General features: G+C 35.9%; 24 protein-coding genes, 1 pseudogene, 1 riboswitch and 1 other annotated feature. Of the genes and pseudogenes, 10 read left to right on the top strand and 15 right to left on the bottom strand.

Features of this window, described 5'->3' with window-relative positions:
* Positions 1–160 precede the first annotated feature (160 nt).
* Complete coding sequence (locus ACMGE6_RS08225) at positions 161–1,150, top strand: proline dehydrogenase family protein (protein ID WP_414046016.1); 990 nt, start codon at positions 161–163, stop codon at positions 1,148–1,150.
* Between the two features lie 269 nt (positions 1,151–1,419).
* Here ACMGE6_RS08225 and ribE read toward each other — a convergent pair whose 3' ends face one another.
* The 6 genes from ribE to hutU all read right to left on the bottom strand — a co-directional run bounded on the left by ribE (position 1,420) and on the right by hutU (position 8,057).
* A complete protein-coding gene (ribE, locus tag ACMGE6_RS08220; protein WP_414046015.1) occupies positions 1,420–1,884 on the bottom strand; it encodes a 6,7-dimethyl-8-ribityllumazine synthase in 465 nt (154 codons plus the stop codon).
* The gene (gene ribB / locus ACMGE6_RS08215) at positions 1,881–3,071 is read right to left on the bottom strand and encodes a 3,4-dihydroxy-2-butanone-4-phosphate synthase (RefSeq protein WP_414053410.1); all 1,191 of its coding nucleotides are present in this window, start codon (positions 3,069–3,071) and stop codon (positions 1,881–1,883) included. Before ribB ends, ribE begins: the two co-directional genes overlap by 4 nt.
* Entirely contained in the window at positions 3,071–3,694 is a 624-nt protein-coding gene (locus ACMGE6_RS08210; protein ID WP_414053409.1) for a riboflavin synthase, read from the bottom strand. Before ACMGE6_RS08210 ends, ribB begins: the two co-directional genes overlap by 1 nt.
* Positions 3,675–4,724: a bifunctional diaminohydroxyphosphoribosylaminopyrimidine deaminase/5-amino-6-(5-phosphoribosylamino)uracil reductase RibD gene (gene ribD / locus ACMGE6_RS08205; protein WP_414053408.1), complete on the bottom strand. Its 1,050-nt coding sequence runs from the start codon at positions 4,722–4,724 to the stop codon at positions 3,675–3,677. The genes ACMGE6_RS08210 and ribD overlap by 20 nt, the downstream gene beginning before the upstream one ends.
* Before the next feature lie 136 nt (positions 4,725–4,860).
* Positions 4,861–4,987: riboswitch (FMN riboswitch) on the bottom strand.
* A 163-nt stretch (positions 4,988–5,150) separates the two neighbouring features.
* Positions 5,151–6,383 (bottom strand): imidazolonepropionase, encoded by a 1,233-nt coding sequence (gene hutI, locus ACMGE6_RS08200; RefSeq protein WP_414053407.1) that lies wholly within the window; start codon positions 6,381–6,383, stop codon positions 5,151–5,153.
* A 24-nt stretch (positions 6,384–6,407) separates the two neighbouring features.
* Positions 6,408–8,057 carry a urocanate hydratase gene (gene hutU, locus ACMGE6_RS08195; protein WP_414046010.1) on the bottom strand — a complete coding sequence of 550 codons (1,650 nt, stop codon included), beginning with the start codon at positions 8,055–8,057 and terminating at the stop codon, positions 6,408–6,410.
* A gap of 126 nt (positions 8,058–8,183) precedes the next feature.
* On the opposite strand from hutU, the gene ACMGE6_RS08190 reads away from it, so the two are divergent.
* Positions 8,184–9,071, top strand: coding sequence for a LysR family transcriptional regulator (locus ACMGE6_RS08190; RefSeq protein WP_414053406.1), 888 nt, complete (start codon positions 8,184–8,186; stop codon positions 9,069–9,071).
* Here ACMGE6_RS08190 and hutG read toward each other — a convergent pair.
* Positions 9,031–9,972 (bottom strand): formimidoylglutamase, encoded by a 942-nt coding sequence (gene hutG / locus ACMGE6_RS08185; RefSeq protein WP_414053405.1) that lies wholly within the window; start codon positions 9,970–9,972, stop codon positions 9,031–9,033. The two genes, ACMGE6_RS08190 and hutG, sit on opposite strands and share 41 nt — an antisense overlap.
* 2 nt (positions 9,973–9,974) lie before the next feature.
* Positions 9,975–11,432, bottom strand: coding sequence for an FAD/NAD(P)-binding protein (locus ACMGE6_RS08180; protein WP_414053404.1), 1,458 nt, complete (start codon positions 11,430–11,432; stop codon positions 9,975–9,977).
* Between the two features lie 119 nt (positions 11,433–11,551).
* On the opposite strand from ACMGE6_RS08180, the gene ACMGE6_RS08175 reads away from it, so the two are divergent.
* The 5 genes from ACMGE6_RS08175 to ACMGE6_RS08155 all read left to right on the top strand — a co-directional run bounded on the left by ACMGE6_RS08175 (position 11,552) and on the right by ACMGE6_RS08155 (position 15,912).
* Complete coding sequence (locus tag ACMGE6_RS08175) at positions 11,552–12,682, top strand: betaine/proline/choline family ABC transporter ATP-binding protein (RefSeq protein WP_414053403.1); 1,131 nt, start codon at positions 11,552–11,554, stop codon at positions 12,680–12,682.
* A 2-nt stretch (positions 12,683–12,684) separates the two neighbouring features.
* Entirely contained in the window at positions 12,685–13,329 is a 645-nt protein-coding gene (locus ACMGE6_RS08170) for an ABC transporter permease (RefSeq protein WP_414053402.1), read from the top strand.
* 1 nt (position 13,330) lies between these two features.
* Positions 13,331–14,248: an osmoprotectant ABC transporter substrate-binding protein gene (locus ACMGE6_RS08165; protein ID WP_414053401.1), complete on the top strand. Its 918-nt coding sequence runs from the start codon at positions 13,331–13,333 to the stop codon at positions 14,246–14,248.
* 1 nt (position 14,249) lies between these two features.
* The gene (locus ACMGE6_RS08160; RefSeq protein ID WP_414053400.1) at positions 14,250–14,936 is read left to right on the top strand and encodes an ABC transporter permease; all 687 of its coding nucleotides are present in this window, start codon (positions 14,250–14,252) and stop codon (positions 14,934–14,936) included.
* 79 nt (positions 14,937–15,015) lie between these two features.
* Entirely contained in the window at positions 15,016–15,912 is an 897-nt protein-coding gene (locus ACMGE6_RS08155; protein ID WP_414053399.1) for a DUF6612 family protein, read from the top strand.
* A gap of 35 nt (positions 15,913–15,947) precedes the next feature.
* On the opposite strand, the gene ACMGE6_RS08150 is transcribed toward ACMGE6_RS08155, so the two are convergent.
* From ACMGE6_RS08150 to ACMGE6_RS08140, 3 genes are all read right to left on the bottom strand, one after another.
* The gene (locus ACMGE6_RS08150; RefSeq protein WP_414053398.1) at positions 15,948–16,796 is read right to left on the bottom strand and encodes an N-acetylglucosaminidase; all 849 of its coding nucleotides are present in this window, start codon (positions 16,794–16,796) and stop codon (positions 15,948–15,950) included.
* 103 nt (positions 16,797–16,899) lie between these two features.
* The gene (locus ACMGE6_RS08145) at positions 16,900–17,097 is read right to left on the bottom strand and encodes a DUF6440 family protein (RefSeq protein ID WP_414046000.1); all 198 of its coding nucleotides are present in this window, start codon (positions 17,095–17,097) and stop codon (positions 16,900–16,902) included.
* A gap of 2 nt (positions 17,098–17,099) precedes the next feature.
* On the bottom strand, positions 17,100–17,420 hold the full coding sequence (locus tag ACMGE6_RS08140; protein ID WP_414045999.1) for a hypothetical protein: 321 nt from the start codon (positions 17,418–17,420) through the stop codon (positions 17,100–17,102).
* Positions 17,421–17,797: 377 nt separating this feature from the next.
* On the opposite strand from ACMGE6_RS08140, the pseudogene ACMGE6_RS08135 reads away from it, so the two are divergent.
* Positions 17,798–19,152 (top strand): annotated as a pseudogene (locus tag ACMGE6_RS08135) (IS1182 family transposase).
* 132 nt (positions 19,153–19,284) lie between these two features.
* Here ACMGE6_RS08135 and ACMGE6_RS08130 read toward each other — a convergent pair.
* From ACMGE6_RS08130 to ACMGE6_RS08120, 3 genes are all read right to left on the bottom strand, one after another.
* Entirely contained in the window at positions 19,285–20,427 is a 1,143-nt protein-coding gene (locus ACMGE6_RS08130) for a 5-methyltetrahydropteroyltriglutamate--homocysteine S-methyltransferase (protein WP_414053397.1), read from the bottom strand.
* Positions 20,428–20,543: 116 nt separating this feature from the next.
* Positions 20,544–20,790, bottom strand: a binding site (T-box leader).
* Positions 20,791–20,839: 49 nt separating this feature from the next.
* Positions 20,840–21,319 carry a hypothetical protein gene (locus tag ACMGE6_RS08125; protein ID WP_414053396.1) on the bottom strand — a complete coding sequence of 160 codons (480 nt, stop codon included), beginning with the start codon at positions 21,317–21,319 and terminating at the stop codon, positions 20,840–20,842.
* Between the two features lie 111 nt (positions 21,320–21,430).
* A complete protein-coding gene (locus tag ACMGE6_RS08120) occupies positions 21,431–21,907 on the bottom strand; it encodes a GNAT family N-acetyltransferase (RefSeq protein WP_414053395.1) in 477 nt (158 codons plus the stop codon).
* Positions 21,908–21,991: 84 nt separating this feature from the next.
* On the opposite strand from ACMGE6_RS08120, the gene ACMGE6_RS08115 reads away from it, so the two are divergent.
* A complete protein-coding gene (locus ACMGE6_RS08115) occupies positions 21,992–22,516 on the top strand; it encodes a GNAT family N-acetyltransferase (protein ID WP_414053394.1) in 525 nt (174 codons plus the stop codon).
* 74 nt (positions 22,517–22,590) lie between these two features.
* On the opposite strand, the gene ACMGE6_RS08110 is transcribed toward ACMGE6_RS08115, so the two are convergent.
* Positions 22,591–22,809, bottom strand: coding sequence for a hypothetical protein (locus ACMGE6_RS08110; RefSeq protein WP_414047020.1), 219 nt, complete (start codon positions 22,807–22,809; stop codon positions 22,591–22,593).
* A 177-nt stretch (positions 22,810–22,986) separates the two neighbouring features.
* On the opposite strand from ACMGE6_RS08110, the gene ACMGE6_RS08105 reads away from it, so the two are divergent.
* Entirely contained in the window at positions 22,987–23,466 is a 480-nt protein-coding gene (locus ACMGE6_RS08105) for a hypothetical protein (RefSeq protein ID WP_414045990.1), read from the top strand.
* The last annotated feature ends 4 nt before the right edge of the window (positions 23,467–23,470 follow it).

The raw sequence follows: 23,470 nt of genomic DNA, 5'->3' as shown, positions 1-23,470 counted from the left end.
GCTTCCTTTTAAAAATGAATTTTTTGTGACTTTCAAATTAATTATCACTTAAAATTTGAAAAAATCAAAAATTTTCTTTGACCTTTTAAAGCGTTTTCATTATTATTATTCTATTAGGGTAAAGTAATCATATGATTACTATTTTAAGGAGGAACAAAAGATGGGATTATCAAGAGATTTTTTTATTGCTTTAAGTGAAAATGCTACTTTAAATGAAGCGGCCAAGAAGTATGGTTTAGCATTAGGGGCAAATAAAGTAGTTGCAGGAACTGATATTGAGACAACGATTGAATCTATCCGTGTATTAAACGCTCAAAACATTTCTGCTACAGTTGATAATTTAGGTGAATTTGTTTTCTCTAAAGAAGAAGCAACTGCAGCGAAAAACAACATTTTAGCTATGATTCAAGCATTATATGATGCTGGTGTTGATGCACATATGTCTATTAAGTTAACTCAAATCGGATTAGATGTAGATCCTGAATTCTGTTACGAAAATGTACGTGAGATTTTATTAAAAGCACATGAATGTGGTAATATGCATATCAATATGGATACAGAGGACTACAATCATACTGTTCAAACTTTCGAAATGTTAGATCGTTTAAAAGGTGAATTTAAAAATGTAGGTACTGTAATTCAAGCTTATCTTTTCCGTGCGACTGAAGAAATCGATAAATACAAAGATGTTCGTTTACGTTTAGTAAAAGGTGCATACAAAGAAGATGCATCTGTTGCTTATCAATCAAAAGAAGACATCGATGCAAACTTCATTAAAATTATTGAACAACGTTTACTTAATGCAAAAACGATGACTTCTATTGCAACACATGATCACAATATTATTAACCACGTGAAGAAGTTTATCGAACAAAATAATTTAAATAAAGAACTGATCGAATTCCAAATGCTTTATGGATTCCGTTCAGAGTTACAAGTTGAGATTGCTAATTCAGGGTATAACTTCTGTACGTATGTACCATATGGTGAAGATTGGTATGGTTACTTCATGAGACGTTTAGCTGAACGCCCTCAAAACTTACAACTTGTTTACAAATCTATCGTGACACCAGAAGTAGAAAAAGGTGCGATTGTTGCAGGTTCTGCTTTAGCAGGTTTAGTAGTTTTAAGAAAATTATTTAAGAAATAATAGTAATACCGTGAGACATAATGTCCCACGGTATTTTTTTGATTATCTATCCCCAATTTCGTCTTTATTTTATCTCTCCAAATTGGGGGTCTACCAATTTCAGCTCTGAATTATATCCCCAAATTGGGGGTCTACCCATTTCAGCTCTGAATTATATCCCCAAATTGGGAGTCTACCAATTTCGTCTCTATTTTATATCCCCAAATTGGGGGTCTACCAATTTCAGCTCTGAATTATATCCCCAAATTGGGAGTCTACCCATTTCTTTTCTAGATTTCATCCATCATCTTATTAAGATTTGCCATTTCAATCGCACTTATTGCTGCTTCTCCGCCCTTGTTACCTGCTTTCGTTCCTGCACGTTCAATCGCTTGTTCAATCGATTCAGTAGTAACAACACCAAAGATAACCGGCGTACCGTATTCACCTGCTTTTGCGATACCTTTCGCCGCTTCATTACATACGTAGTCATAGTGCGTTGTAGCACCTCGAATAACACACCCTAATGTAATCACTGCATCATATTTACCTTTTTGTGCCAACTTACTCGCCACAAATGGCAATTCAAAGGCACCTGGTACTAAAAATGTATCGATGTTTTCACTTTCTACACCATGTCTTTCAAGCGTATCGATCGCACCTTCTGTAAGTCTATCCGTAATAAAATGATTAAAACGAGATGTAACAACCGCAATCTTTAATCCTTGTCCTGTTAATTGTGCACTATAGTTCATATTAAATTCTCCTCCAGTAAATGTCCTAATTTTTCTTTCTTAGTAGATAAATAATGTTGATTGATTTCATTACTTTGAAACTGATGTGGTATGCGTGTCTCCACTTCTATACCATATTTACTTAACCCAAGCATCTTCCTTGGATTATTTGACATGAGGTTAACTCGCTTTACCCCTAAATCCTTTAATATTGAAGCTGCGACTGCATATTCACGCATGTCACTTTCAAATCCTAATGCATGGTTTGCTTCAACTGTATCCATGCCCTGTTCTATTTTTTCATATGCTTTGAGTTTATTGATGAGACCAATTCCGCGTCCTTCCTGGCGAAGATAAATAAGAATTCCTCCATGGTTATTAATATGTTCCATACCACGTTCCAGTTGTACACCACAGTCACATCGTTTACTATGGAAGACATCCCCTGTCAGACATTCTGAATGTAACCTGATATCAGGGACACCTTCATAATCTTTAATGTACACTACATGCTCTTTATCACCGTATATTTCACTGTAACCATACATCGTGAAGTCGCCAAAATCTGTTGGCATATTAACTTTTGCTTCTCGTTTAACAAGTGGTTTAACAGTCTTAATGTAATCTACCAGGTCCGCAATAGTAATCATCTTTAAATGATGTTCTTGTTTATAGACTGCCAGATCATCTCGGCGGGCCATCGTGCCATCTTCTTTTATAATTTCACAGATAACACCCGTTTCAGTAGCACCACACAGTTTTGCAAGATCTACACACGCTTCCGTATGCCCCAGGCGTTCTAATACACCATTTGGTTTTGCAATCAGCGGAAAGATATGTCCCGGTTGATTAAAATCATTGATTGATACATCCGGATTAGTTAATGCTTTCACTGTACAATATCTTTCATATGCACTGATCCCTGTAGTCGTACTCACATGATCGATACTTACGGTAAATGCTGTTTGATTCGGATCTTGATTATGATGCGTCATCGGTAATAGATTAAGCTTTTTATTAAGTTCAACTGAAATCGGTGCACAAACTAATCCACGCGCATGTTTAATCATGAAGTTAATCGTATCTTCAGTCATATAATCAGTTATCGCAATTAAATCTCCTTCGTTTTCGCGATTTTCATTATCTACTACAATAATGGGTTTTCCAGCTTTTAAGTCTTCCAGTGCACTTTCTATATCATCAAACATTACAACATCATCTCCAGTTTAGATAAAGTTAACTCACTTTCTTCCTGTCTACTATTTAAAATATATTTTCCGAGCATATCGAATTCTATATGGACCTTATCTCCAGATTTTAAGTCTTTTAACATCGTACTTCTTACTGTTTCCGGAATAATGTGCAGTTCTATACAATGATCTAACTTAAAAATCGTCAGTGAAATACCATTCACCGCAATTGAACCTTTCGGAATTACATTCTTTTTAAACGTTGCTGGTAGCTTTAATCTGATGACCATCGTCTTCTGTAAATGTTTCATACTTTCAACAGTCAAACAGGTATCAACATGTCCACTGACGAAATGTCCACCAAGACGTGTCGTCGGTAATAAAGCGCGTTCTAGATTAACATGGGTACCTGCTTTCATCGTATGAAATAATGTCACCGCACTAGTGCCTTCAACAATATCAACGTTAAAAGATGTAGCTTTAAATGAGGTAACTGTTAAGCACACACCATTAACGCTGATAGAGTCACCGATATGCATATCTTCAGTTATGATTTCACAGCCAATCGTCATAAACGTTGTATCTCCCTGACGTTTAATTTGCTGAATGACGCCTACTTCTTCAATGATGCCTGTAAACATCATCATCATCCTTTCTATAGATAAGTAGTACATCTTGATTAAAGGTTTTAACAGTAACAAGTGTGAGTTGTGTCATTAGTGACATACTAGAAGGATTATCAGTTGTTAAAAACTGATGTTTGGAGGATCCACCTAAAACTTTCGGGGCAATGTATTGGTGTATTTCATCATAGTTTTTTGACGCAGCAAACATACGTATTGTTTGCATACCGCCTTCTATTATTAATCGATTAATCTTATGTAAATATAAGGCTTTTAGTATCGCTTCAGGCTGAAGTTCAGGTAATACAATCACTGTAACACCGTCAATCGACTGTTCTTTATTCGTCACAACAATTAATCGCTGTCTGTCATAATCGTTATCGTCTTTGTCATTAATCTCAAATAATCCATTGGAGATGACTACTTTACGAATCCACTTATCGATGTAATCGCGACTATCCAGTGTTGGCTGATCATGTTTATATGTACCGTAGCCTACTAAAATGGCATCACAACTATAGCGAATACGATGTGCATGCGCACGTGACTCTGCATTCGTAATCCATTTGCTCTCGTCAGAATCATCAGCAGTTTTACCGTCAAGCGTTAATCCCATTTTAAGGATGGTATATGGTTTTTGACTAATTTTCGCCTGAAAGAATGATTGATAATATTGCTCAATTTCTTCTACATGTTGATGAATGACTTTAACATCGTTAGATTCCATGTATTCAATCCCTGAATTTAACGTGGCATCACGCACTGCAAAGACAACTTTTGCAATCCCGCTTTTCACGATTTTCTCAGTGCAAGGGGGTGTCTTTCCAAAATGGCTACATGGTTCCAGCGTACAATAGAGCGTTGCATTTTGTGCATGCTCTCCTGCCATATTGATGGCATTTACTTCAGCATGACCTTCACCTTCTATAAGATGCGCACCGATACCAACAATTTTATTGTTATTAACAACGATACAGCCGACTGCAGGATTGCTTCCTGTCTGTCCATCTGTCCATTTTACAAGTTCAAACGCTTTTTCTAAATACAACTTATTCATCTCCTATAAAAAAATCACCCTGGGTTATCCCAGGGCGATTGTTATTTTTAGGTTCAATAAATAAGACCATCTATAAAGTTTATGCTGAAAAAAATTATCAACAAATAAACCATGTTGAAATGGCGTCTTATTCTTTCTCCCATCCAGACTATACTGTCGGTTTCTGAGTTTCACAGAATCAGCATCAAATATACATTATCAGCTCACGGACTATCACCGCCGGTTGGGAATCTCACCCTGCCCCGAAAGAATAGTATTCACTTGTATGTCATTTAAGACAATCTAATCATAACGAAGTTAAAATAAAAAATCAATAATAAGTAAATTTCTTTATGAAAAAGTGCTTATTAATTATCTTGTGATAATATCACTGCCATAAAAAGAACCGGTACTCATTCAAAGCACCGGTTTCATTCGTTACATTAGATTAAATTGGTTATCGACAATAACTTTTCCTTTATGGATTACTTTTTCTGCATGATTGACACCGTAGTGATAAGGGATATATTCATGATTTTTCGCGTGCCATACTACTAAATTTGCCGCGTCTCCCGCTTCAATTGTTCCTGCATCCACATCGATTGCTTTTGCCGCATTCACTGTAACTGCATTCCAGATTTCTTTAGGAGATAATTTTAATTTCAGTGCCGCAATACTCATCACCATCTGAAGATTATTCGTCACACAGCTGCCTGGATTGTAATCTGTTGCAATCGCGATTGCACCGTTATTCTCCAGCATACCACGTGCATCTGCATATTCATTTTTATCCAGATAAAATGTTGTACCAGGTAATAATACCGCTACAGTATCACTGTCCTTAAGCATTGCTTTACCTTTAGCACTTGCTGCAACTAAATGGTCAGCACTGATTGCTTCTTCTTCGATTGCAAGTTCTAAGCCACCTAACGGATCAATTTCATCGGCATGAATCTTCACTGGAAGTCCTAATTGTTTAGCTGCCTGCATATACTTACGTGACTGATCAATTGTAAATACTCCAGTCTCACAGAAGATATCGGCAAAATCTGCGATATCCTTTACTTGTTCTAAATCTTTAATACACTCATCAATAAACGTTTCACTATCTGTATCTTTCGGTACAGCATGCGGACCGAGATACGTATGTTTCATATTGATGCCGTATTTTTCTTGCAGACGTTTAGATACACGCAGCTGCTTAAGTTCATGCTCTAAACTCAAGCCATAACCACTTTTACTCTCAACACTTAACACACCGTGATGCATCATGCGAAGTAATTCATGTTCTGCCTTATTAAACAATTCATCTTCACTTGCTTCACGTGTTGCTTTTACTGTCGAGTGAATGCCGCCACCTTGCTCCAGAATTTCAAGATAAGATACACCCTGGCGTTTTAAACTCATCTCGTGTTCGCGTGAGCCTCCGTGTACAAGATGTGTATGGGCATCAACAAGCGCAGGTGATACTGTTTTATCTTTACCGTCAATCGTTTCTTTTGCGATATATTCATCTGTAAATTCACCCGCATAGACAATTTTACTGTCCTTAATAACTACCGTACCATTCTTCACAATTTTTAATTCGCCTAGTTCAGCACCCTTAAGCGGTTTTTCTGTTTTCTTCGGTAAGATCAGTTCACTAATATTTTGAATGATTAAATCGTTCATTATTTACATCCTTTCGATACTCAATTATTTATCTAACATTGGAATATTAACGCCTTTTTCCTTTGCAACATTAATTGCAATATCGTAGCCTGCATCGGCGTGACGCACTACACCCATACCTGGGTCAGTTGTTAATACACGTTTTAAGCGTTCTTCAGCGTTCTTAGTACCATCAGCAACTACAACCATACCAGCGTGTAATGAATAACCCATACCAACACCACCACCATGGTGGAATGAAATCCATGAACCACCGGCAGCCGTGTTAATTAAGGCATTTAATACTGCCCAGTCACCTACAGCATCACTACCATCCTGCATACTTTCCGTCTCGCGGTTTGGACTTGCTACAGAACCCGCATCAAGGTGGTCACGACCAATAACGATTGGTGCTGAAATTTCTCCTGTCTCCACAAGTTTATTTAATGCTAATCCCATTTTAGCGCGTTCACCATATCCCAGCCAAGCGATACGAGAAGGTAGCCCTTGGAAAGCAATTTTTTCACTTGCCAGATCTAACCAGCGCATTAATTTCTTATTATCCGGGAATAATTTACGCATCTCTTCATCCGCTCGTTCAATGTCTTTTGGATCACCACTTAATGCCGCAAAACGGAATGGTCCTTTACCTTCACAGAATAATGGACGGATATATGCTGGCACAAAGCCTGGGAAACTAAATGCATCTTTCACACCTTCATCAAATGCAACCTGGCGAATATTGTTCCCATAATCAAATGCAATGGCACCACGCTTTTTATACTCAAGCATATATTCAACGTGTTTCGCCATAGATTTTTTCGCTAAACGAACCACTTCTTCAGGATTTTCTTTACGTAATTTAATCGTTTCTTCTAATGAATATTCAACCGGTACATAACCATTTAATGGGTCGTGTGCTGATGTCTGGTCTGTAACGATATCCACTTTGAAATCTTTATCAAGTAATGCTTTGTAAACGTCTACTGCATTACCAACTAAACCAATCGATAAAGCTTCCCCTTTTTCTTTCGCTTCATTCGCTAAACGAATTGCTTCATCAACATCATGCGTCTTTACGTCACAATAACGCGTCTCAATACGTTTATCGATACGACTCTCATCCACATCAATACCGATGACAACCCCACCATTCATCGTAACAGCAAGAGGCTGGGCACCACCCATACCACCAAGACCCGCAGTTAAAGTAATCGTACCTTTTAAATCTCCATTAAAATGTTGATTCGCAAGCTCTCCAAACGTTTCATAAGTTCCCTGAACAATCCCTTGAGAACCAATATAGATCCAGCTTCCCGCTGTCATCTGTCCGTACATCATTAATCCCTTTTTATCAAGTTCGTTGAAGTGATCCCAGTTAGCCCATTTGGGTACTAAAACTGAGTTCGATAATAATACACGTGGTGCCTGATCATGTGTTTTAAAGATTGCGACCGGCTTACCAGACTGTACAAGCAACGTTTCGTCCTTCTCCAGGTTTCTTAAACTTTCTACGATCGCATCGAAACTTTCCCAGTTACGTGCAGCCTTACCAATCCCGCCATACACAACCAAGTTTTCAGGATGCTCAGCAACTTCAGGATCTAAGTTATTGTAAAGCATTCGAAGTACTGCTTCCTGTTCCCAGCCTTTACATTCAATCTCTAAACCTTTTTTTGCGCGTATATTTCTCATCATTATACCTCCATCAAATTTAATTAAATTTTCTGAATACAATTACATTATAATTTGATAATATATAGTTATCCAATATCAATAAACTAATTATTGATAGCTTAAAACTATAAATGAGGTGTGATGATGAAGATTCTTCATTTTGAATATTTTATTGCTGTTGTAGAAAATAAAAGTTTTACGAAAGCAAGTAACTATCTGCATATCAGTCAGCCATCATTAACTGCTGCTATAAAAAAATTAGAAAATGAACTAGGCTATAAACTACTTGAAAGAAGTACTAAAGAAATAAAAATCACAGAACGCGGTGCAATCTTTTATCAGCTTGCTAAAGATATTGTTCATAAATATCAACAGACTGTCGAGGAAATGTATGATCTCAATTATAATAATCATCCTAAAATTAAGATCGGAATTCTTGAATCTACTAATAAATGGGTGACTCACGTGATTAAAAACCATCATCACTCTTATGCAAACCAGCATTATATGGTGCGTGAAATTTTAAGTAGTGAAGCAATTACAGCTGCACTGATTAATAATGATGTGCATATCGCACTTTCTAATGATCTTATTAAACATAATGAAGTCACCTCTTTACCGATTTATACTGAAAGCTATATTCTAACAACTCCAAACAATGTATTTGATAATCAAGAAACGATTGAACTGAGTGGCTTACCATTGATTTTACCGAATGATTCTTTTCAGGTGCGTAAACACCTCAATGATTATTTTATGCGTCATGATATTCGACCGCTCATTGTACTTGAAGTTGATCGTTTTGAAACTGCCTTAAACTTTGTTCATGATGGTTTAGGATATGCTGTTATCCCTAAAATTTATTATCAGTCACATAATGCTAATGCACTAAATGGTATCGAAATTAATCCTGCTATACATCGCACTATCTATATCAACTTCCACAAAAAAAGAAAACACTCAACTCGAGTGCTTTCTTTAATCGATATGTTTAAACAATATTGGGATTTCGATGGATTGCATGAAACATAATATGTGACACTAACTTTGCCGTTCTGCCGTCAATATCATATGCCGGATTCATCTCTGCAATACTTAAGTGCTGCGTCTTATTATAGGATAAAACTTCCCTGATAAGACGCTCCACTTGTTGTGGCGAGAGACCAAAACTGCATGGTGCGCTTACCCCCGGTGCAAATGCGCTGTCAATAACGTCCAGACATAATGTCAGCATGATGACGTCATATCCCTTGATAAATGCTTGAATAACTTCGCTCGTACTATTTTGATCTACATCTTCTGCCAGAACATATTGCACGCCATATTCATCAGCAACGTTAAATAGATGTTCTGTGTTACCTGCCTCTTGGATGCCAATCACTAAATATCCAGCATCACGGTCTTCATCGAGTATCTGCTTAAATCCTGTACCGCTTGTCGCACAATCTGCATCACGCAAGTCAAAGTGTGCATCAATATTAATCACGCCTATCGACTTGTTCGGATATATTTCTTTTAACCCCTTAAAATGTGCATAAGCAATGTCATGTCCTCCACCTAACAGGAAATGAAAGTTCGCATGTTTACTAGTTTGTGCAATTTTATCTGCATATTCCTGCTGGACATCCTCTACATAGTCATCTTCTGTAAATACATCTCCAAAGTCAGCGATGGTAATATCATTTTTTAGTGGTAAGTTCGCAAATTTCTGTCGTATGGCTGAAGGTCCTTCTTTAGCCCCAGTTCTTCCTTGATTTAAATGAACACCTTGGTCTACCGCATAACCTAATAACCCAACATTATGTGAGATATCCTGTTTGTTTTCATCTTCAAGATCAATAATATCCACGCTTTGAAAATTTCTAAAATGAGCACGTTGTTTAAGGTCATCTACCCTGCCTTGCCAGTTCGTCACATCACCCTTTGTATACACAGTTACCCCTCCTGAATACTTTTAATGAATTCTTCAACTACACGTTTAGCTTCCAGTGAAAGCTCAACGATACCGTTATTAAGATAATTCACGCCACCTGTCTTCTGACCAAGCATATAAAAATGATTCAGTTGTCCTGTTGCAGCAATTACTTCATTGTTAAGCGGTGTCACGTAGAAACCACCGTCCGGATGAGCAATGAGCAAACCTTGATTCACTAAGTTTTCAATTAACGGATTAGGTTCCAACGCTTCTTTATAATCTTTTGCAGGACCTGTTGCATTAATCACATAATGCACACGAATCTCTTCATCTTTTGTGTGTATTCTGAATTTATTATACTTGTATTCGACCTCAGAAATCTCACTTAAGATTACGATACGATTATTTTCTATCCCTTCTGCAATCAATTGAGCGCTTGATTCAGGCATTGGATTCGCATAAGCATTGATAAGTTCTGCGTACTGATCGATATATGCATCCTTGTCAGTGCGTGTCATAAACGGCCAGATATAAGAGGCTAAACGCGTTAATTCATAGATAAATGATTGCATTAATCCAACTTCTTGTGCATGTGATAAGTCATATTGAATGGCTCGTAATGGATTCACACGACTTAATTTAAATAGTTTTTCACTTGCTATACCCTGATATTCAGCTTCTTTATTAAATAATTTCACCATTTCTTCAAGTGGTATAAAGCCGTTATTTTTATTTTTTAATTTTTCAAGTTTAGCACGCGTGATATATTTCAATTTAATAGCTGCCATCTCACCACGAACAGACTGAACTTTACCGTCACGACTCACTAAATATAACGTTGTATTGAGTTCAGGTGTAAGATAACGCACAATATCTACTGAAGATAGACCTGTGCCAATCACAGCATAATCTTTATTCTCCTCCACTTCGATTCTATTCAGTGGATATGGCCAGCTGAAATAATTAGGAATTTCAGCTAATTGATATGGATCCATCGGTCCGAATTGACCGGGTGATAAAAATACTGCATCAACCTCATATGTATCATTTTGAGTTGACACAACGTATCCTTTCCCTCGTACTTCAATATTACGCACATGGTCACCGTAAACAGTCACATTCTTTTTCTTAGCAAACTTTTCAAAGTGGTCTGCCATATATTGACCGAACAAGTGACGCGAATAATATTCATTACCTGATTGGTTATCCTGCTCTTCTTTATGGATACCAAGCTTTAAATTATCCTGATGCTTTTCAATCCAGTTGATGAAGTCTTGAGGCTTATTCGGCTTCATACTGATGAGGTTACCTGGATAATTCATCAGTAATTCCGGATCATCATATTGGAACGCACGACCTTTACCTATGTACTTCTGGTCATCAAATAAAAGAATTTCTGCACCTAATTTTTTTGCTTTAGACAAGTATTTGAGCACGCTACTGCCTGCTACACCTGTCCCGATAATTGCTATTTTCATAAAAAGTTCCTCCCTTTATATATATATTATCAAATAATAGGGTAAACAAACTAATAGCGCGGGATTTTATCATACATAAATAAATTTATCTTGCACAAATTTTATCCAGAGGTGACAACATGTTAGAAATTAATAATGTCTCAAAAGTCTATCGAGGCGGAAAAAAAGCAGTCAACAATTTAGACATTAACATTGAAAAAGGAGAATTTATCGCCTTTATCGGTACAAGTGGTTCCGGTAAAACGACGGCGATGCGTATGATTAATCGCATGATAGAGCCAACAAGCGGTTCTATTTTATTGAACGGAAAAAACATAAAAGACATGAATCCGGTCCAACTTAGAAGAAATATTGGCTATGTTATTCAGCAAATCGGTCTACTTCCTCACATGACAATCCGCGATAATATTACACTTGTCCCAAAACTATTGAAATGGTCTGAAGAAGATAAAAATAGAAAAGCAGAAGAGTTAATTCAGCTTGTCGACTTACCTGTATCTTACCTTGATATGTACCCCTCTCAACTTTCAGGTGGACAACAACAACGTATCGGTGTCATTCGCGCACTGGCTGCAGATCAGGAAATCATTTTAATGGATGAACCCTTCGGAGCACTTGACCCAATTACACGTGATACATTGCAGGACCTTGTAAAAGAATTACAAGTGAAATTTAATAAGACATTTATTATGGTGACACATGATATGGACGAAGCCATCAAACTTGCCGACAGAATCGTTATTATGAGTCACGGTGAAGTCATTCAAATTGATACACCGAATAATATTTTACGTAATCCGGCAAATGACTTCGTAAAAGATTTCATTGGAGAAAATAGATTAATTCAAACAACGCCAAATATCAAAACAGTTGACCAGGCAATGCATAAGCCAATTTCAATTACTCCTGAGAAATCAATCGGTGAAGCCATCAACATAATGAGAACATCACGCGTTGATACATTGTTTGTAGTCGATGATCAAAATGTGTTAGTCGGATATGTTGATATAGAAGATCTATCTGAAGCTCATAAAAAGCATTTAAGCTTATCACGCATTATGAATCATAAAGTTTACTTTGTACGTTCAGGCGTGTTCTTACAAGATACTGTGCGTACAATACTTAAACGAAATATTCGCGTTATCCCTGTACTTGATCAGCAAGATAGATTGCTTGGCGTTATTACGCGAGCAAACTTAGTTGATATTGTGTATGACACAATCTGGGGTGACGAGGAAGAGGAGGCATAAAAATGATTGAATTCCTAAAACAAAATCAAGCCGAACTCTTCACAAAGACGATAGAACATATCTCTATATCCCTACTCAGTTTACTTGCAGCAATACTTGTAGCGGTACCACTAGGGATACTTCTGACGAAATCAGATAAGTTAGCGAAAATTGTGCTGGCAGTTACAAGCGTACTACAAACCGTACCGTCACTCGCTATTCTTGCGATGATGATACCGTTCTTTGGTATCGGTACACTCCCTGCTGTTATCGCATTATTTCTCTATGTATTGTTACCCATATTAAATAATACTTATCTAGGAATACAATCAGTTAAGAAAGATGCTAAAGAAGCCGGACGTGCAATGGGCATGACGCAAAATCAAATTTTACGTATGGTTGAACTCCCGCTTGCTGTACCTGTTATCATGAGTGGTATCAGATTGTCAGCAGTCTATGCAATCAGCTGGGCAACCCTTGCTTCTTACATTGGAGCAGGAGGTCTTGGAGATTTCATTTTTAATGGGTTAAATCTATTTCAGCCGAAATTAATTATCGCAGGTGCAGTCCTAGTAACGTTACTTGCATTAATTACTGACTTTATACTTTCGATTGTCGAAAATTACACAACCCCAAAAGGTTTAAAAGTTACGAAGGGGGATTTGTAAGATGAAACACATATTCAAAACATTGTTATTACTCAGCAGTATACTCCTCATCAGCGCAACACTATCAGCATGTTCAAATAAAAATAACACTGATGAAGTTAGAATTGCATCCGTTTACACAACAGAAAGTCAAATTCTTGCGCATATGATTAAAATACTCGTAGAGAGAGATACTGACCTTCCTGTTGAACTTATCAACAACCTCGGTTCAGGGACAGTAGTACATCAGGCAATGGTACGTGGTGATGCTAATGTATCAAGTGCCCGTTATACCGGTACAGATTTAACCGGTGCTTTAGGCAAGGAACCGATTACTGAACCAAAACGTGCACGTAAAGTTGTTACAGAAGCATTCGAGAAAGATTTTAATCAGCATTACTTTGACTCATACGGATTTGAAAATACGTATGCCTTCATGGTGACAAAAGAAACAGCGAAAAAATATCATCTTAAAAAAGTAAGTGATCTTAAAAAAGTCGCATCAAAACTTAAAGCAGGTGTAGATTCTTCATGGATGAAGCGTAAAGGTGACGGATACGAAGCATTCAAAAAGAAATACGGCTTTGACTTTAAAGATACTAAGCCAATGCAAATCGGACTGGTTTACGAGGCAGTGAATGCGAAAAAAATGGATATTGTCTTAGGATATACAACAGATGGTCGTATTCAAAGTTATGACCTGCAAATATTAGAAGATGACCTTCATTTCTTCCCGCCATATGATGCCAATCCTGTAGCTAGTAACGCACTGCTTAAGAAACATCCGGAAGTGAAATCAATCCTTGAATCAATGAAGAATAAAATCTCTACTGAAGAGATGCAGAAGTTAAACTATGAAGTGGATAACAACTTAAAGGAACCTGCAGTTGTTGCTGAAGATTACTTAAAGAAACATAACTACTTTGAAGGAGGTAAATAAGATGGATAAAATGAATACATTTGAACAGTTCATCCATTACTTCCAGGATAATTCAGGTTACGTATTTCAGTTATTTTTAGACCACTTCCTGATAAGTATATACGGCGTATTACTGGGTGCTCTTGTCGGTATACCAATCGGTATATGGATTGCCCGTCATAAAAAGTTAGTTGGGCCGGTGATTGCTTTAGCTAATATCATTCAGACAGTACCAGCTATCGCACTACTCGCATTACTGATGTTAGTGCTTGGTTTAGGTAAGACAACCGTTATCACTACCGTATTTCTTTACTCGTTACTTCCAATCATCAAAAATACGTATACAGGCATTAGATCTGTCGATAGTCATTTAATTGATGCAGGTAAAGGGATGGGTATGACCAAACGTCAGTTACTCACAATGGTTGAGTTACCACTTAGTCTATCTGTAATCATTGCAGGCATTAGAATTGCACTTGTTATTGCAATCGGTGTGACTGCAATCGGCTCATTTATCGGTGCACCAAGTCTAGGTGATATTATCATTCGTGGTACAAACGCGACGAACGGTACTTCAATCATCTTAGCCGGTGCCCTGCCAACAGCTGTCATGGCAGTACTAGCAGATATTATCCTTGGGTTAATCGAGAGAAGACTCGATCCAATTAAACGCAATAAAGTATTACAACAAGCACCACAAGACAGATAAATATTTCCTCCTTAAGTCTTATTTTAATAAATCATCAAATTATGCTATGATTTATTTAATCACTTAAGGAGGATTTTTTATGAAATCAAAACATTTGTTATCAGCATTACTTGGTACGACTTTAATCTTTGCAGCATGTGGTAATGATGCAGTAGACAAATCTGAGGATAAAGCAAAGACAGAAACGCAAACTCAAGACACAAAGAATGACGATACAAAAACAACTGAAAGTAAAAATACCTCTAAATCATCAGAAGAAGTAAAAGCTTCAGCTGATGTTATTGACAAAGCGAAAGCAGCTGGAAAAGATATTAAAAGTTATCATGCAAAATTAGACACGCAAATGAAATTAGATGGTAAAGAAAATAAAGTTAACATGGATATGAATGTTGATGAAAATGATACAACACATATCACGACTGAAGCTATGGGTCAAAAAATGAATATGTTTATTTTCGATAAGAAAGTTGTCATGTCACCAGATAATAAAACGTTTATGGACGTGACAAAAGCAATGGGAGACGAAGTAAAAAAACAGCTTGAACAATTAGATTATGCCACTGCTCTAAATTCACTGGATGGATATAAAGATGCAGAATTCAAGAAAACTGCAGATGGTTACAGTTTAACGAAGAAATTTAAAAACTTAGAAGAGTATAAAAAAATTGCTGAACAAACAGGTTCTCAGGATTTATTATCTTCAGTTGAAAAACAAGTTAAATCAGTTAATGGTGAAGCTGTTATTAACTTTGATAAAGACTATATGATGAAGACGACTGAAACGAAAGTGAATATGACGATTAAAGACAAAAAAGTATCTACTGAAACAATCGCAACTTACGATAAGTACAATAAAGTAACACCGATTACAGTTCCAGAAGGTGCGAAATCAGCTAAACCAGTAGAACAAATGCAAAAAGAAATGCAGCAACAAGCACAAAATGGTGCTAAAGAAGCTACAACAGAAGCAAAATAAATTAATGGCCTTGAGCAATGCTCAAGGCCATTAATTTATTCCTTATAGTAATATCGGGTAAAGTATTTCCCTTTAATATTTAATCTTTTATAATCATGAGCGATACCTCGCGCGTTATGATGTGCCCAGCGAACATCCGTTGCGTATTGATGTTTACCAGGATGACTCGGATTAAAGCGCATACCATATAATGTATTTTGTTGAGGCTTATTGATAAATTCTTCCTTAATAAACTTTGCGCCACCCATCACTGCTTTCTCCGGTGTATCCCATTCGTGTTCATACGCAAACTTTGCCGCTTCATTTATCGGATCGTGGTCATATGCGCCGATTCCAAAGAAATTGTAATACTTCTTGTCCCCTTTACCGACGTGACCTTTATCATCAACAGTGACCCCTCTAGCAAGTTCACTTCTGCCATTGCCGGTTTCAAGTAGTGCGTGGTTAATCAAATAAATTTCATTGATATCTTCAATTCTGCTTGCCTTAGCAAATGTTGTACCAAGGCCCTCAAGTATCCCTTTACCTTCTAATAACCTGTTCAGTTTACCCGCAGAGACTTCCTGACTCATGCCAAGATTCAGAAACTGATATTGTTGTTCCGGGTGATGATAATAACTTTTAGGGTTTAAATATTCATCAATCTGTTTTTTGGTCGCATTTTTCCAGACCGCACCGTTAGAAAATTGCGCCCCACTCTTCATTTGTCTCGCGAGTGCCTCACCGTATGTATGATCAAGATTTACTTTATGGTCCATCATCTTTTTCTCATACTCTTTGATTGCGTGACCAATCATCAAATAAATGATAAATGCAATCGCACACAGGATGAGGAGAAGAATCATTTTATTTCTCTGTACTTGTTTTTTAGAAAGCTTCGCCATAGATATCTCCTTTTTAACTATTAGAAATATTATACTATATCTCTTTTAGTGAAATATATTACGGTTTTATTTCAAGAAAAAAGATGAGACAATTTGCCCCATCTTATTTTGGATAACCTTCTGCAAGCACCGGCTTACCAGAAGCATCTATAATTGGAGTTAACCCTGCACCATAACCCATTGCTGCGTACAGATATTGAACACCAGTCTCTTCATCAACTATGATGTATGTACTTAACATTTTAGAACTTTTGTCTGAACCATCTTTGTGGTTCGTGAAACGTTTATCTTGTTTTGACATGCTTATTCCCCCAGTGCTTTCATAAATAATAATAATTGACCCGCATCCAGCGCGCGTTTGTAATCTTCTTTTGATAGACCAGATAACTGGTGTGTATCATAATGATGAGACTCCACATCATTTCCTGTAAAAAAAGATTTCACATTATCTGCAGTGTTACGGTCAGCACTGATGTAATTCACATCCTGGTCGATAATAGATAATCCCTCTATTTTATTCTTTGAAATGATATATAAATCACGAGGATCAATCCCCTCTTCTCTTAACTGTTCAATCTTACCATGCAAAGGCTGTTCGCTCGTGAAAGTTTCGATAAATTTCACATCTACCACTCCTTATATAAAGTTAATACACTCTTCCCTGTAAGGTGTAGATTGAAACTTATTTTACTGCTTTGACTGCTTATAATCATTCACCAACTGCTGTTCGTAACGCTCTTTTTCATCTAAAGCATCTGGCATTAAAAGATCGATTATTAAATCAAGTAACATCAACATAGCTACCACTCCTCTTACCTACAAGTTACCACTATTAATCATAGCTCACAATTATGAATAACTTTAAAGTTACCTTAAAAGTTATATACAACAAAAACAAAACCCGAGCTAAGCTCGGGTCAGACTGAAGACAAAGTCTCCTTCGGAGATGAAGTCTTCAGTCTTTTTTTATACAATAATATTAACAATGATTTGGGGTGATTATTTTGTTGAGTAAATCAGAAGATAAAAGAAATCAATTAGAGGTTGTTGCAATTTCAGATTTAGTTCCACAAGACCATTTACTAAGAAAAGTAGATAAAGTATTGGATTTGAATTTTATTTATCCTCTAGTCGAAGATAAATATTGTCTTGATAATGGTCGTCCAAGTATAGACCCTGTGATTTTAGTAAAAATAATAATAATACAAAAATTATTCGGAATAAAATCAATGAGACAAACAATAAAAGAAATAGAAACAAATGTTGCTTATCGTTGGTATCTTGGATACAGTTTTCAGGATAAGATTCCTCATTTCACTACCTTCGGTAAGAATTATATTAGAAGGTTCAGTGATAATACACTTTTTGAAGAAATATTTGAACACATTCTACAGTTGGCGATGCAACATAAATTGATAGATACCTCAGCTTTATTTATTGATTCTACTCATATAAAAGCAAATGCTAATAAACATAGATTTAGAAAAGTTGTAGTAAAAAAATCAGTCGCTCATTATAAGGATGAATTAGATAAAGAAGTAAACGAGGTTCGTAAATCTGAAGGAAAAAAGGAGTTCACCCCAACTCATAAGACAGAAGAAAAAGAAAAGAAAGAAAGTCTCACAGATCCTGACGCTGGTTACTATGTTAAAGGTGAACGTGAGAAACAGTTTGCTTATAGTTTACATGCTTGTGTTGATAAAAATGGATTTTTTGTAGATCACCACGTAACACCAGCTAATATTCATGATAGTACTCAATTGGCACCTATGATTTCTAGAATGAAAGATAAAGGAATTAAACCTAAAACCTTGGCTGTAGATGCTGGATATAAAACACCTTTTAATGCTTACTTTTTATTTAAAGAGTCAATCACTCCTTACATGCCATATACTAGACCAAGAGTCCAAAGGACCGTTTCAGAAAAAATGATTTTGTTTATGATGAATATTACAATGAATATATTTGTCCTGCAAATCACCCCCTTAAATACACACGTACTGATCGTGAAGGATTTAAATTGTATCATTCTAACCCAAATGTATGTAAAGAATGTCCATTTCTAAATAAATGTACAGAAAATAAACAATATAAAAAGCAAATTCAAAGACATATTTGGCAAGAATACTTAGAAGATGTTGAAGAAATAAGACATACAGAAGAAGGAAGAATGGGATATAAATTAAGGTCTCAAACTATTGAAAGAAGATTTGGTGACGCTAAAGAACAGCATGGTATGAGATGGACAAAGTTTAGAGGATTGAAAAAAGTGTCCATGGAAACCACGCTTATTTGTGCATGCATGAATTTAAAAAAGTTAGCCAATTGGGTTATCAAAGATACTCAATTGGCTTAGCATTATAGTCAATAATTTAAATTTCGAAGAAATTTCTTCGAATAAATGAGAATATAGCCTTTAAAAAAAGACAAACTCATGTAATGAAAATGAGTTTGTCTTCAATCTGACCCGAGCTAAGCTCGGGTTTTATTATTTTACCAGTGTTTCACTGAAAACTTCTTCAGCAATTTCTTTAATTAACTTAAGTTTCTTCCACTGATCTTCTTCCGTCAAAATATTTCCTTCTTCCGTTGAAGCAAAGCCACATTGCGGACTTAAGCTTAAACGCTCAAGCGGGATATACTTCGTAGCTTCATTTATACGGGATTTAATAATCTCTTTATCTTCAAGCTCCGGAAACTTAGAAGTGATCAATCCAAGTACAACTTTCTTCTCCCCACTGACATGGGCTAACGGTTCAAATCCTCCTGCACGATCTGTGTCGTATTCTAAATAATAGCCATCGACATTTTCTTTACCAAACAACGCATCTGCGACTTTAGTATAAGGGCCACTTGATGCATAATCTGATTTATAATTTCCGCGACAGACATGTGTATTAATAATTAAGTCAACTGGAGCATTGGCAATCACACGGTTATTAATCTCAAGTATTTGCTGAATAAGCTCTTCACTTGATATCTCGGTACCATTACCTTCCCCATGAATCTTCTTGCGGATATCATCTGAAATATGAATACCCCAAGAACAGTCATCCAGCTGAAGCACTTTAAGACCTTCTTTATGTAAGTCATCGATGACTTGTTGATATGTCTTTACAATATCATCATACAGTTCCTGCTTATTAGGATAAACAGCCTCCACCGTCTCTTTAACACCAGGTCGTGTGAGTTCAACAAGTAATTGAGCCGGTGCCGGAATCGTCTGTTTCACTGTTAAGTGACTAGGCACATGATCTCGAACAAACTTGAAATGTTCTACAAAAGGATGATTTTGTCCATTAATTTTATCTACAAACTTCACGGAATCACTACGCGTTTCAATTTTGTTAAACTGATAGCCTTGCTCTAAGAGCTGTTGCTCAATACCATTAAAACCAAAGAAGAAATCTAAATGCCAGTAACTACGTCTAAACTCTCCGTCAGTCACTGTCTCGTACCCTAATTCATCTAACTTCTGAATTAATTTAATAATTTCTTCATTTTCCACTTGTGTTAGTTCATCTTGAGTGATTTCATTATTTTTAAAACGCTCACGAGCCTCTTTTAATCGAGCTGGTCTTAAAAAACTTCCTACAAAATCATATTTAGGTTGTGTCAGAATATTTGTCATAATAAATTACCTCCAATAGTTGTTTTTGATTATCTATAGAAACGTTTACCTTGTCACACATGTCATACATATCACTTTCTGCCATAATAAAAAACCTCACACTCCTTTACGTAATAGTAAAGGGTGAGAGGTTTCCCACGGTACCACCTTTATTCGTATGACCATCACTCGCCATACCTCTGTGAGTACAATATTATACTCTGACGTTGATAACGAGCGCCAATCCTCGGACATTCACCTACTAGATAATCGTTCAGCAGTCAACATAAGAGGCCATTTTCAACTGAGTTCAATCGCTCCATCTCACCACCTGAAGCTCGCTGTAGAAATCCATCAATCTACTTTCCTCTTGTACGTTCTTTGATATTGAATTAATACACATTATAAGAATTATTGTTATGTTTGTCAACAATTAATCTGAAAATTCTTTTAATTTTGATAAAAGGACTTTATCTTCACTCACCACATCGATACTAAACGGTGTTATTCTAATCAGTGTTTGATCACTCATAAAATTCACCACAAGCGGACTACTCTGTTGATGCTTAATGTTGATAAAATAACGTAAAATCTCAGATGGTTTTATATGTTTTACCTCGATATATTTTACCGGATAAGGCGTATCAGGAAATTCAATAAAATGTTCCTTCCAGTTCGTAAGGTTAAATGATTTATTGAGTTTGTAGTTTTGGATTGCTGCTGGATTTCTTAAACCGATATTATACAGAATTAACATCGTATATGCCTCGACGTTGATAGCATTTAAGATTTTTTCCATGTCTTTGCGCTTTAGAGTTGAAATATCCAGTCGAACAAACTCATCTTCATTCAATTTATGGATAACCGAACCTTTTGTATTCAAAATATCTAATGATTCAATAAAAGTTGTCATGGTTTCACTCCTTTAAGATATCATTTTAAGCTTAAGATACTACAAAATCCTATATTTTACAATTATTGTACACTTATAATTCAAGGTGCGCATCATTATACAGATAATCAATCAAAGCTTAAACTTCTCCATTCTGATGATTCCTTCTTCATCTGGCCCGGTAATACCTGGCTTTATTCGATACCCAAACTTTTCATAAAACTTAACCGCTGTAATTGAAGCTGGCACTTCGATTCGATCAGCTCTTAAATAAAATTCATCGCGTTCTAATGTCTCTACAATCAATCTTCCAAGACCACGGCCTTGATATTCCGGCAGTACAAATATAGTAAACAAACTACTCTCTGTTTGACTATCCCAATACGGTCCTATTGCACCTGTTCCAACGATTTTCATTCTATCTTTAAAAACATAGAAGTGAGTAAAACTTGCACGTTCCTTCAACATCTCTTCATCAATCGATTTCATATCCTCCAGTAAATCTTCTAATGGATAATCCTGAATATTTGTCTCAAGCATTGCTCGATGTATAAGCTTTTTAATTTCTGTTGCGTCTTCTTGTTTAAAATAAGAAATATTAAAATCCACTACCTCACCTCCACATTTAGGATATTATATCAATTATTTATAAATTATTGTATAATCTAATCAATTTAGAAGGAGGGCATTCATATGAACTATTCACTTGTAATTCCTGAAGAGAAATATCAATCAGATATTATAATGTATAAAGCAGAATTTCATGACAGAAATGAAGTTATTCATGGATCTTCCTCATTACATAGATACGAAGACTTCGATGAGTGGCTTGAAACTGTTCAAAATAGTGATAATCCTGACCGTATTCCCTATGGATTTGTACCTGCAACTCAATTTTTATGTCTCAATGAACAAGGAAAAATCGTTGGGATGATTAATATTCGCCATTATTTGAATGAACATCTAACTCAAATTGGAGGACACATTGGTTATTCGGTTAGACCTGATGAAAGAAGAAAAGGCATTGCCAAGTGGATGTTACAAGAAGCATTGAAGTTTCTGAAAAGAAAAGATGTTGATAAAGCACTGTTAACTTGTGATTATAATAATATCGGCAGTAAAAAAACAATACTCTCTTGTAATGGTGTATATGAAAATAGCGTGCATGACGAATACGATAATATAGACGTTGAACGCTACTGGATTGATATAAAATAATATAACTTTACCACTTCGATATTTCAATCAACAAATAATCCCCATCAGCAATGATGGGGATTACTCTTATACTTTTATTTTTTATCTCTGCCTTCATCTCTGTTGATGAAGATATTTGCAATTCTACCGAAAATATTTTGACTAAAATCTGCTCCACCAAAAGCCACTTTCGCATAAGTATCATCTTCACGACCTTTTAATCCAGGTGTATCCCAATTCGTATGACCCGTTCTACCCTCTGCATCATGCTCACCATGATGTTTTGGTGGCCAGTTATTGTTTTTCTCAGTCATAAAGCATTCTCCTTTTTAAAAAGATAATATTTGTTTAATTATCTTACTACTTCATTATACCATATAAAGTTTTATAAAACATTAAATACCATTTTATCGAAATTCGATAAATTTTATTGTTTTTCGATAAATAATATGCTATATTTTTATTGAAAAACGATAAAAGGAGTGTCGCAAATGACAAACAGCAATAAATCTTTAACCTTTACGAAGTATTTTATAATCTTTTCATTTTTTGTCGCATTAATTTCAGGAGTTATGACAATCATCCATTTTCTTAACAATGACGTTAGCCAAGGTTTATGGCATTTTACAAACAAAGGACTGTATTTCTTTATCATTTATATTATCCAGCTTGTATTGATGTTACTAATTCTTATTCTTACTTATCAACTGATGCAAAAAGTGGATCATAAAGACTATTTCAATACGATAAACTATGATAAACTTTTCTTTATTGCAGTACTGACGATTCTATACGCTGGTCTAAATTTATTAAAAAAATATATGATATTACCAAATGATTACCGCACACTACTTGATACAACTGTAGATACCAATCAATTATTGGTTGTACTTAGCATTGTTATCCTTACTTCGCTGTCAATATACGAGGAATCTAAAAAAATCAAAGAAGAAAACGACTTAACGATTTAGGTGT

This window comes from Macrococcus equi, from assembly GCF_047426745.1.
Lineage (GTDB): Bacteria > Bacillota > Bacilli > Staphylococcales > Staphylococcaceae > Macrococcoides > Macrococcoides equi.
The sequence above is the reverse complement of the archived record's forward strand: the minus strand, read 5'-3'. Positions and strand labels throughout refer to the sequence as shown.

Bases quoted from the DNA above. Each gene is read 5' to 3' on its own strand.
- ACMGE6_RS08225 (WP_414046016.1), top strand. From the start codon at position 161: ATGGGATTATCAAGAGATTTTTTTATTGCTTTAAGTGAAAATGCTACT.
- ACMGE6_RS08105 (WP_414045990.1), top strand. From the start codon at position 22,987: ATGACAAACAGCAATAAATCTTTAACCTTTACGAAGTATTTTATAATC.
- hutI (WP_414053407.1), bottom strand. From the start codon at position 6,383: ATGAACGATTTAATCATTCAAAATATTAGTGAACTGATCTTACCGAAG.
- ACMGE6_RS08160 (WP_414053400.1), top strand. From the start codon at position 14,250: ATGGATAAAATGAATACATTTGAACAGTTCATCCATTACTTCCAGGAT.
- ribB (WP_414053410.1), bottom strand. From the start codon at position 3,071: ATGTTTGATGATATAGAAAGTGCACTGGAAGACTTAAAAGCTGGAAAA.
- ACMGE6_RS08110 (WP_414047020.1), bottom strand. From the start codon at position 22,809: ATGACTGAGAAAAACAATAACTGGCCACCAAAACATCATGGTGAGCAT.
- ACMGE6_RS08180 (WP_414053404.1), bottom strand. From the start codon at position 11,432: ATGAAAATAGCAATTATCGGGACAGGTGTAGCAGGCAGTAGCGTGCTC.
- ACMGE6_RS08150 (WP_414053398.1), bottom strand. From the start codon at position 16,796: ATGGCGAAGCTTTCTAAAAAACAAGTACAGAGAAATAAAATGATTCTT.
- ACMGE6_RS08165 (WP_414053401.1), top strand. From the start codon at position 13,331: ATGAAACACATATTCAAAACATTGTTATTACTCAGCAGTATACTCCTC.
- ACMGE6_RS08155 (WP_414053399.1), top strand. From the start codon at position 15,016: ATGAAATCAAAACATTTGTTATCAGCATTACTTGGTACGACTTTAATC.
- ACMGE6_RS08115 (WP_414053394.1), top strand. From the start codon at position 21,992: ATGAACTATTCACTTGTAATTCCTGAAGAGAAATATCAATCAGATATT.
- ribE (WP_414046015.1), bottom strand. From the start codon at position 1,884: ATGAACTATAGTGCACAATTAACAGGACAAGGATTAAAGATTGCGGTT.
- hutU (WP_414046010.1), bottom strand. From the start codon at position 8,057: ATGAGAAATATACGCGCAAAAAAAGGTTTAGAGATTGAATGTAAAGGC.
- ACMGE6_RS08125 (WP_414053396.1), bottom strand. From the start codon at position 21,319: ATGACAACTTTTATTGAATCATTAGATATTTTGAATACAAAAGGTTCG.
- ACMGE6_RS08175 (WP_414053403.1), top strand. From the start codon at position 11,552: ATGTTAGAAATTAATAATGTCTCAAAAGTCTATCGAGGCGGAAAAAAA.
- ACMGE6_RS08190 (WP_414053406.1), top strand. From the start codon at position 8,184: ATGAAGATTCTTCATTTTGAATATTTTATTGCTGTTGTAGAAAATAAA.
- ACMGE6_RS08170 (WP_414053402.1), top strand. From the start codon at position 12,685: ATGATTGAATTCCTAAAACAAAATCAAGCCGAACTCTTCACAAAGACG.
- ACMGE6_RS08210 (WP_414053409.1), bottom strand. From the start codon at position 3,694: ATGTTTACAGGCATCATTGAAGAAGTAGGCGTCATTCAGCAAATTAAA.
- ACMGE6_RS08130 (WP_414053397.1), bottom strand. From the start codon at position 20,427: ATGACAAATATTCTGACACAACCTAAATATGATTTTGTAGGAAGTTTT.
- ACMGE6_RS08145 (WP_414046000.1), bottom strand. From the start codon at position 17,097: ATGTCAAAACAAGATAAACGTTTCACGAACCACAAAGATGGTTCAGAC.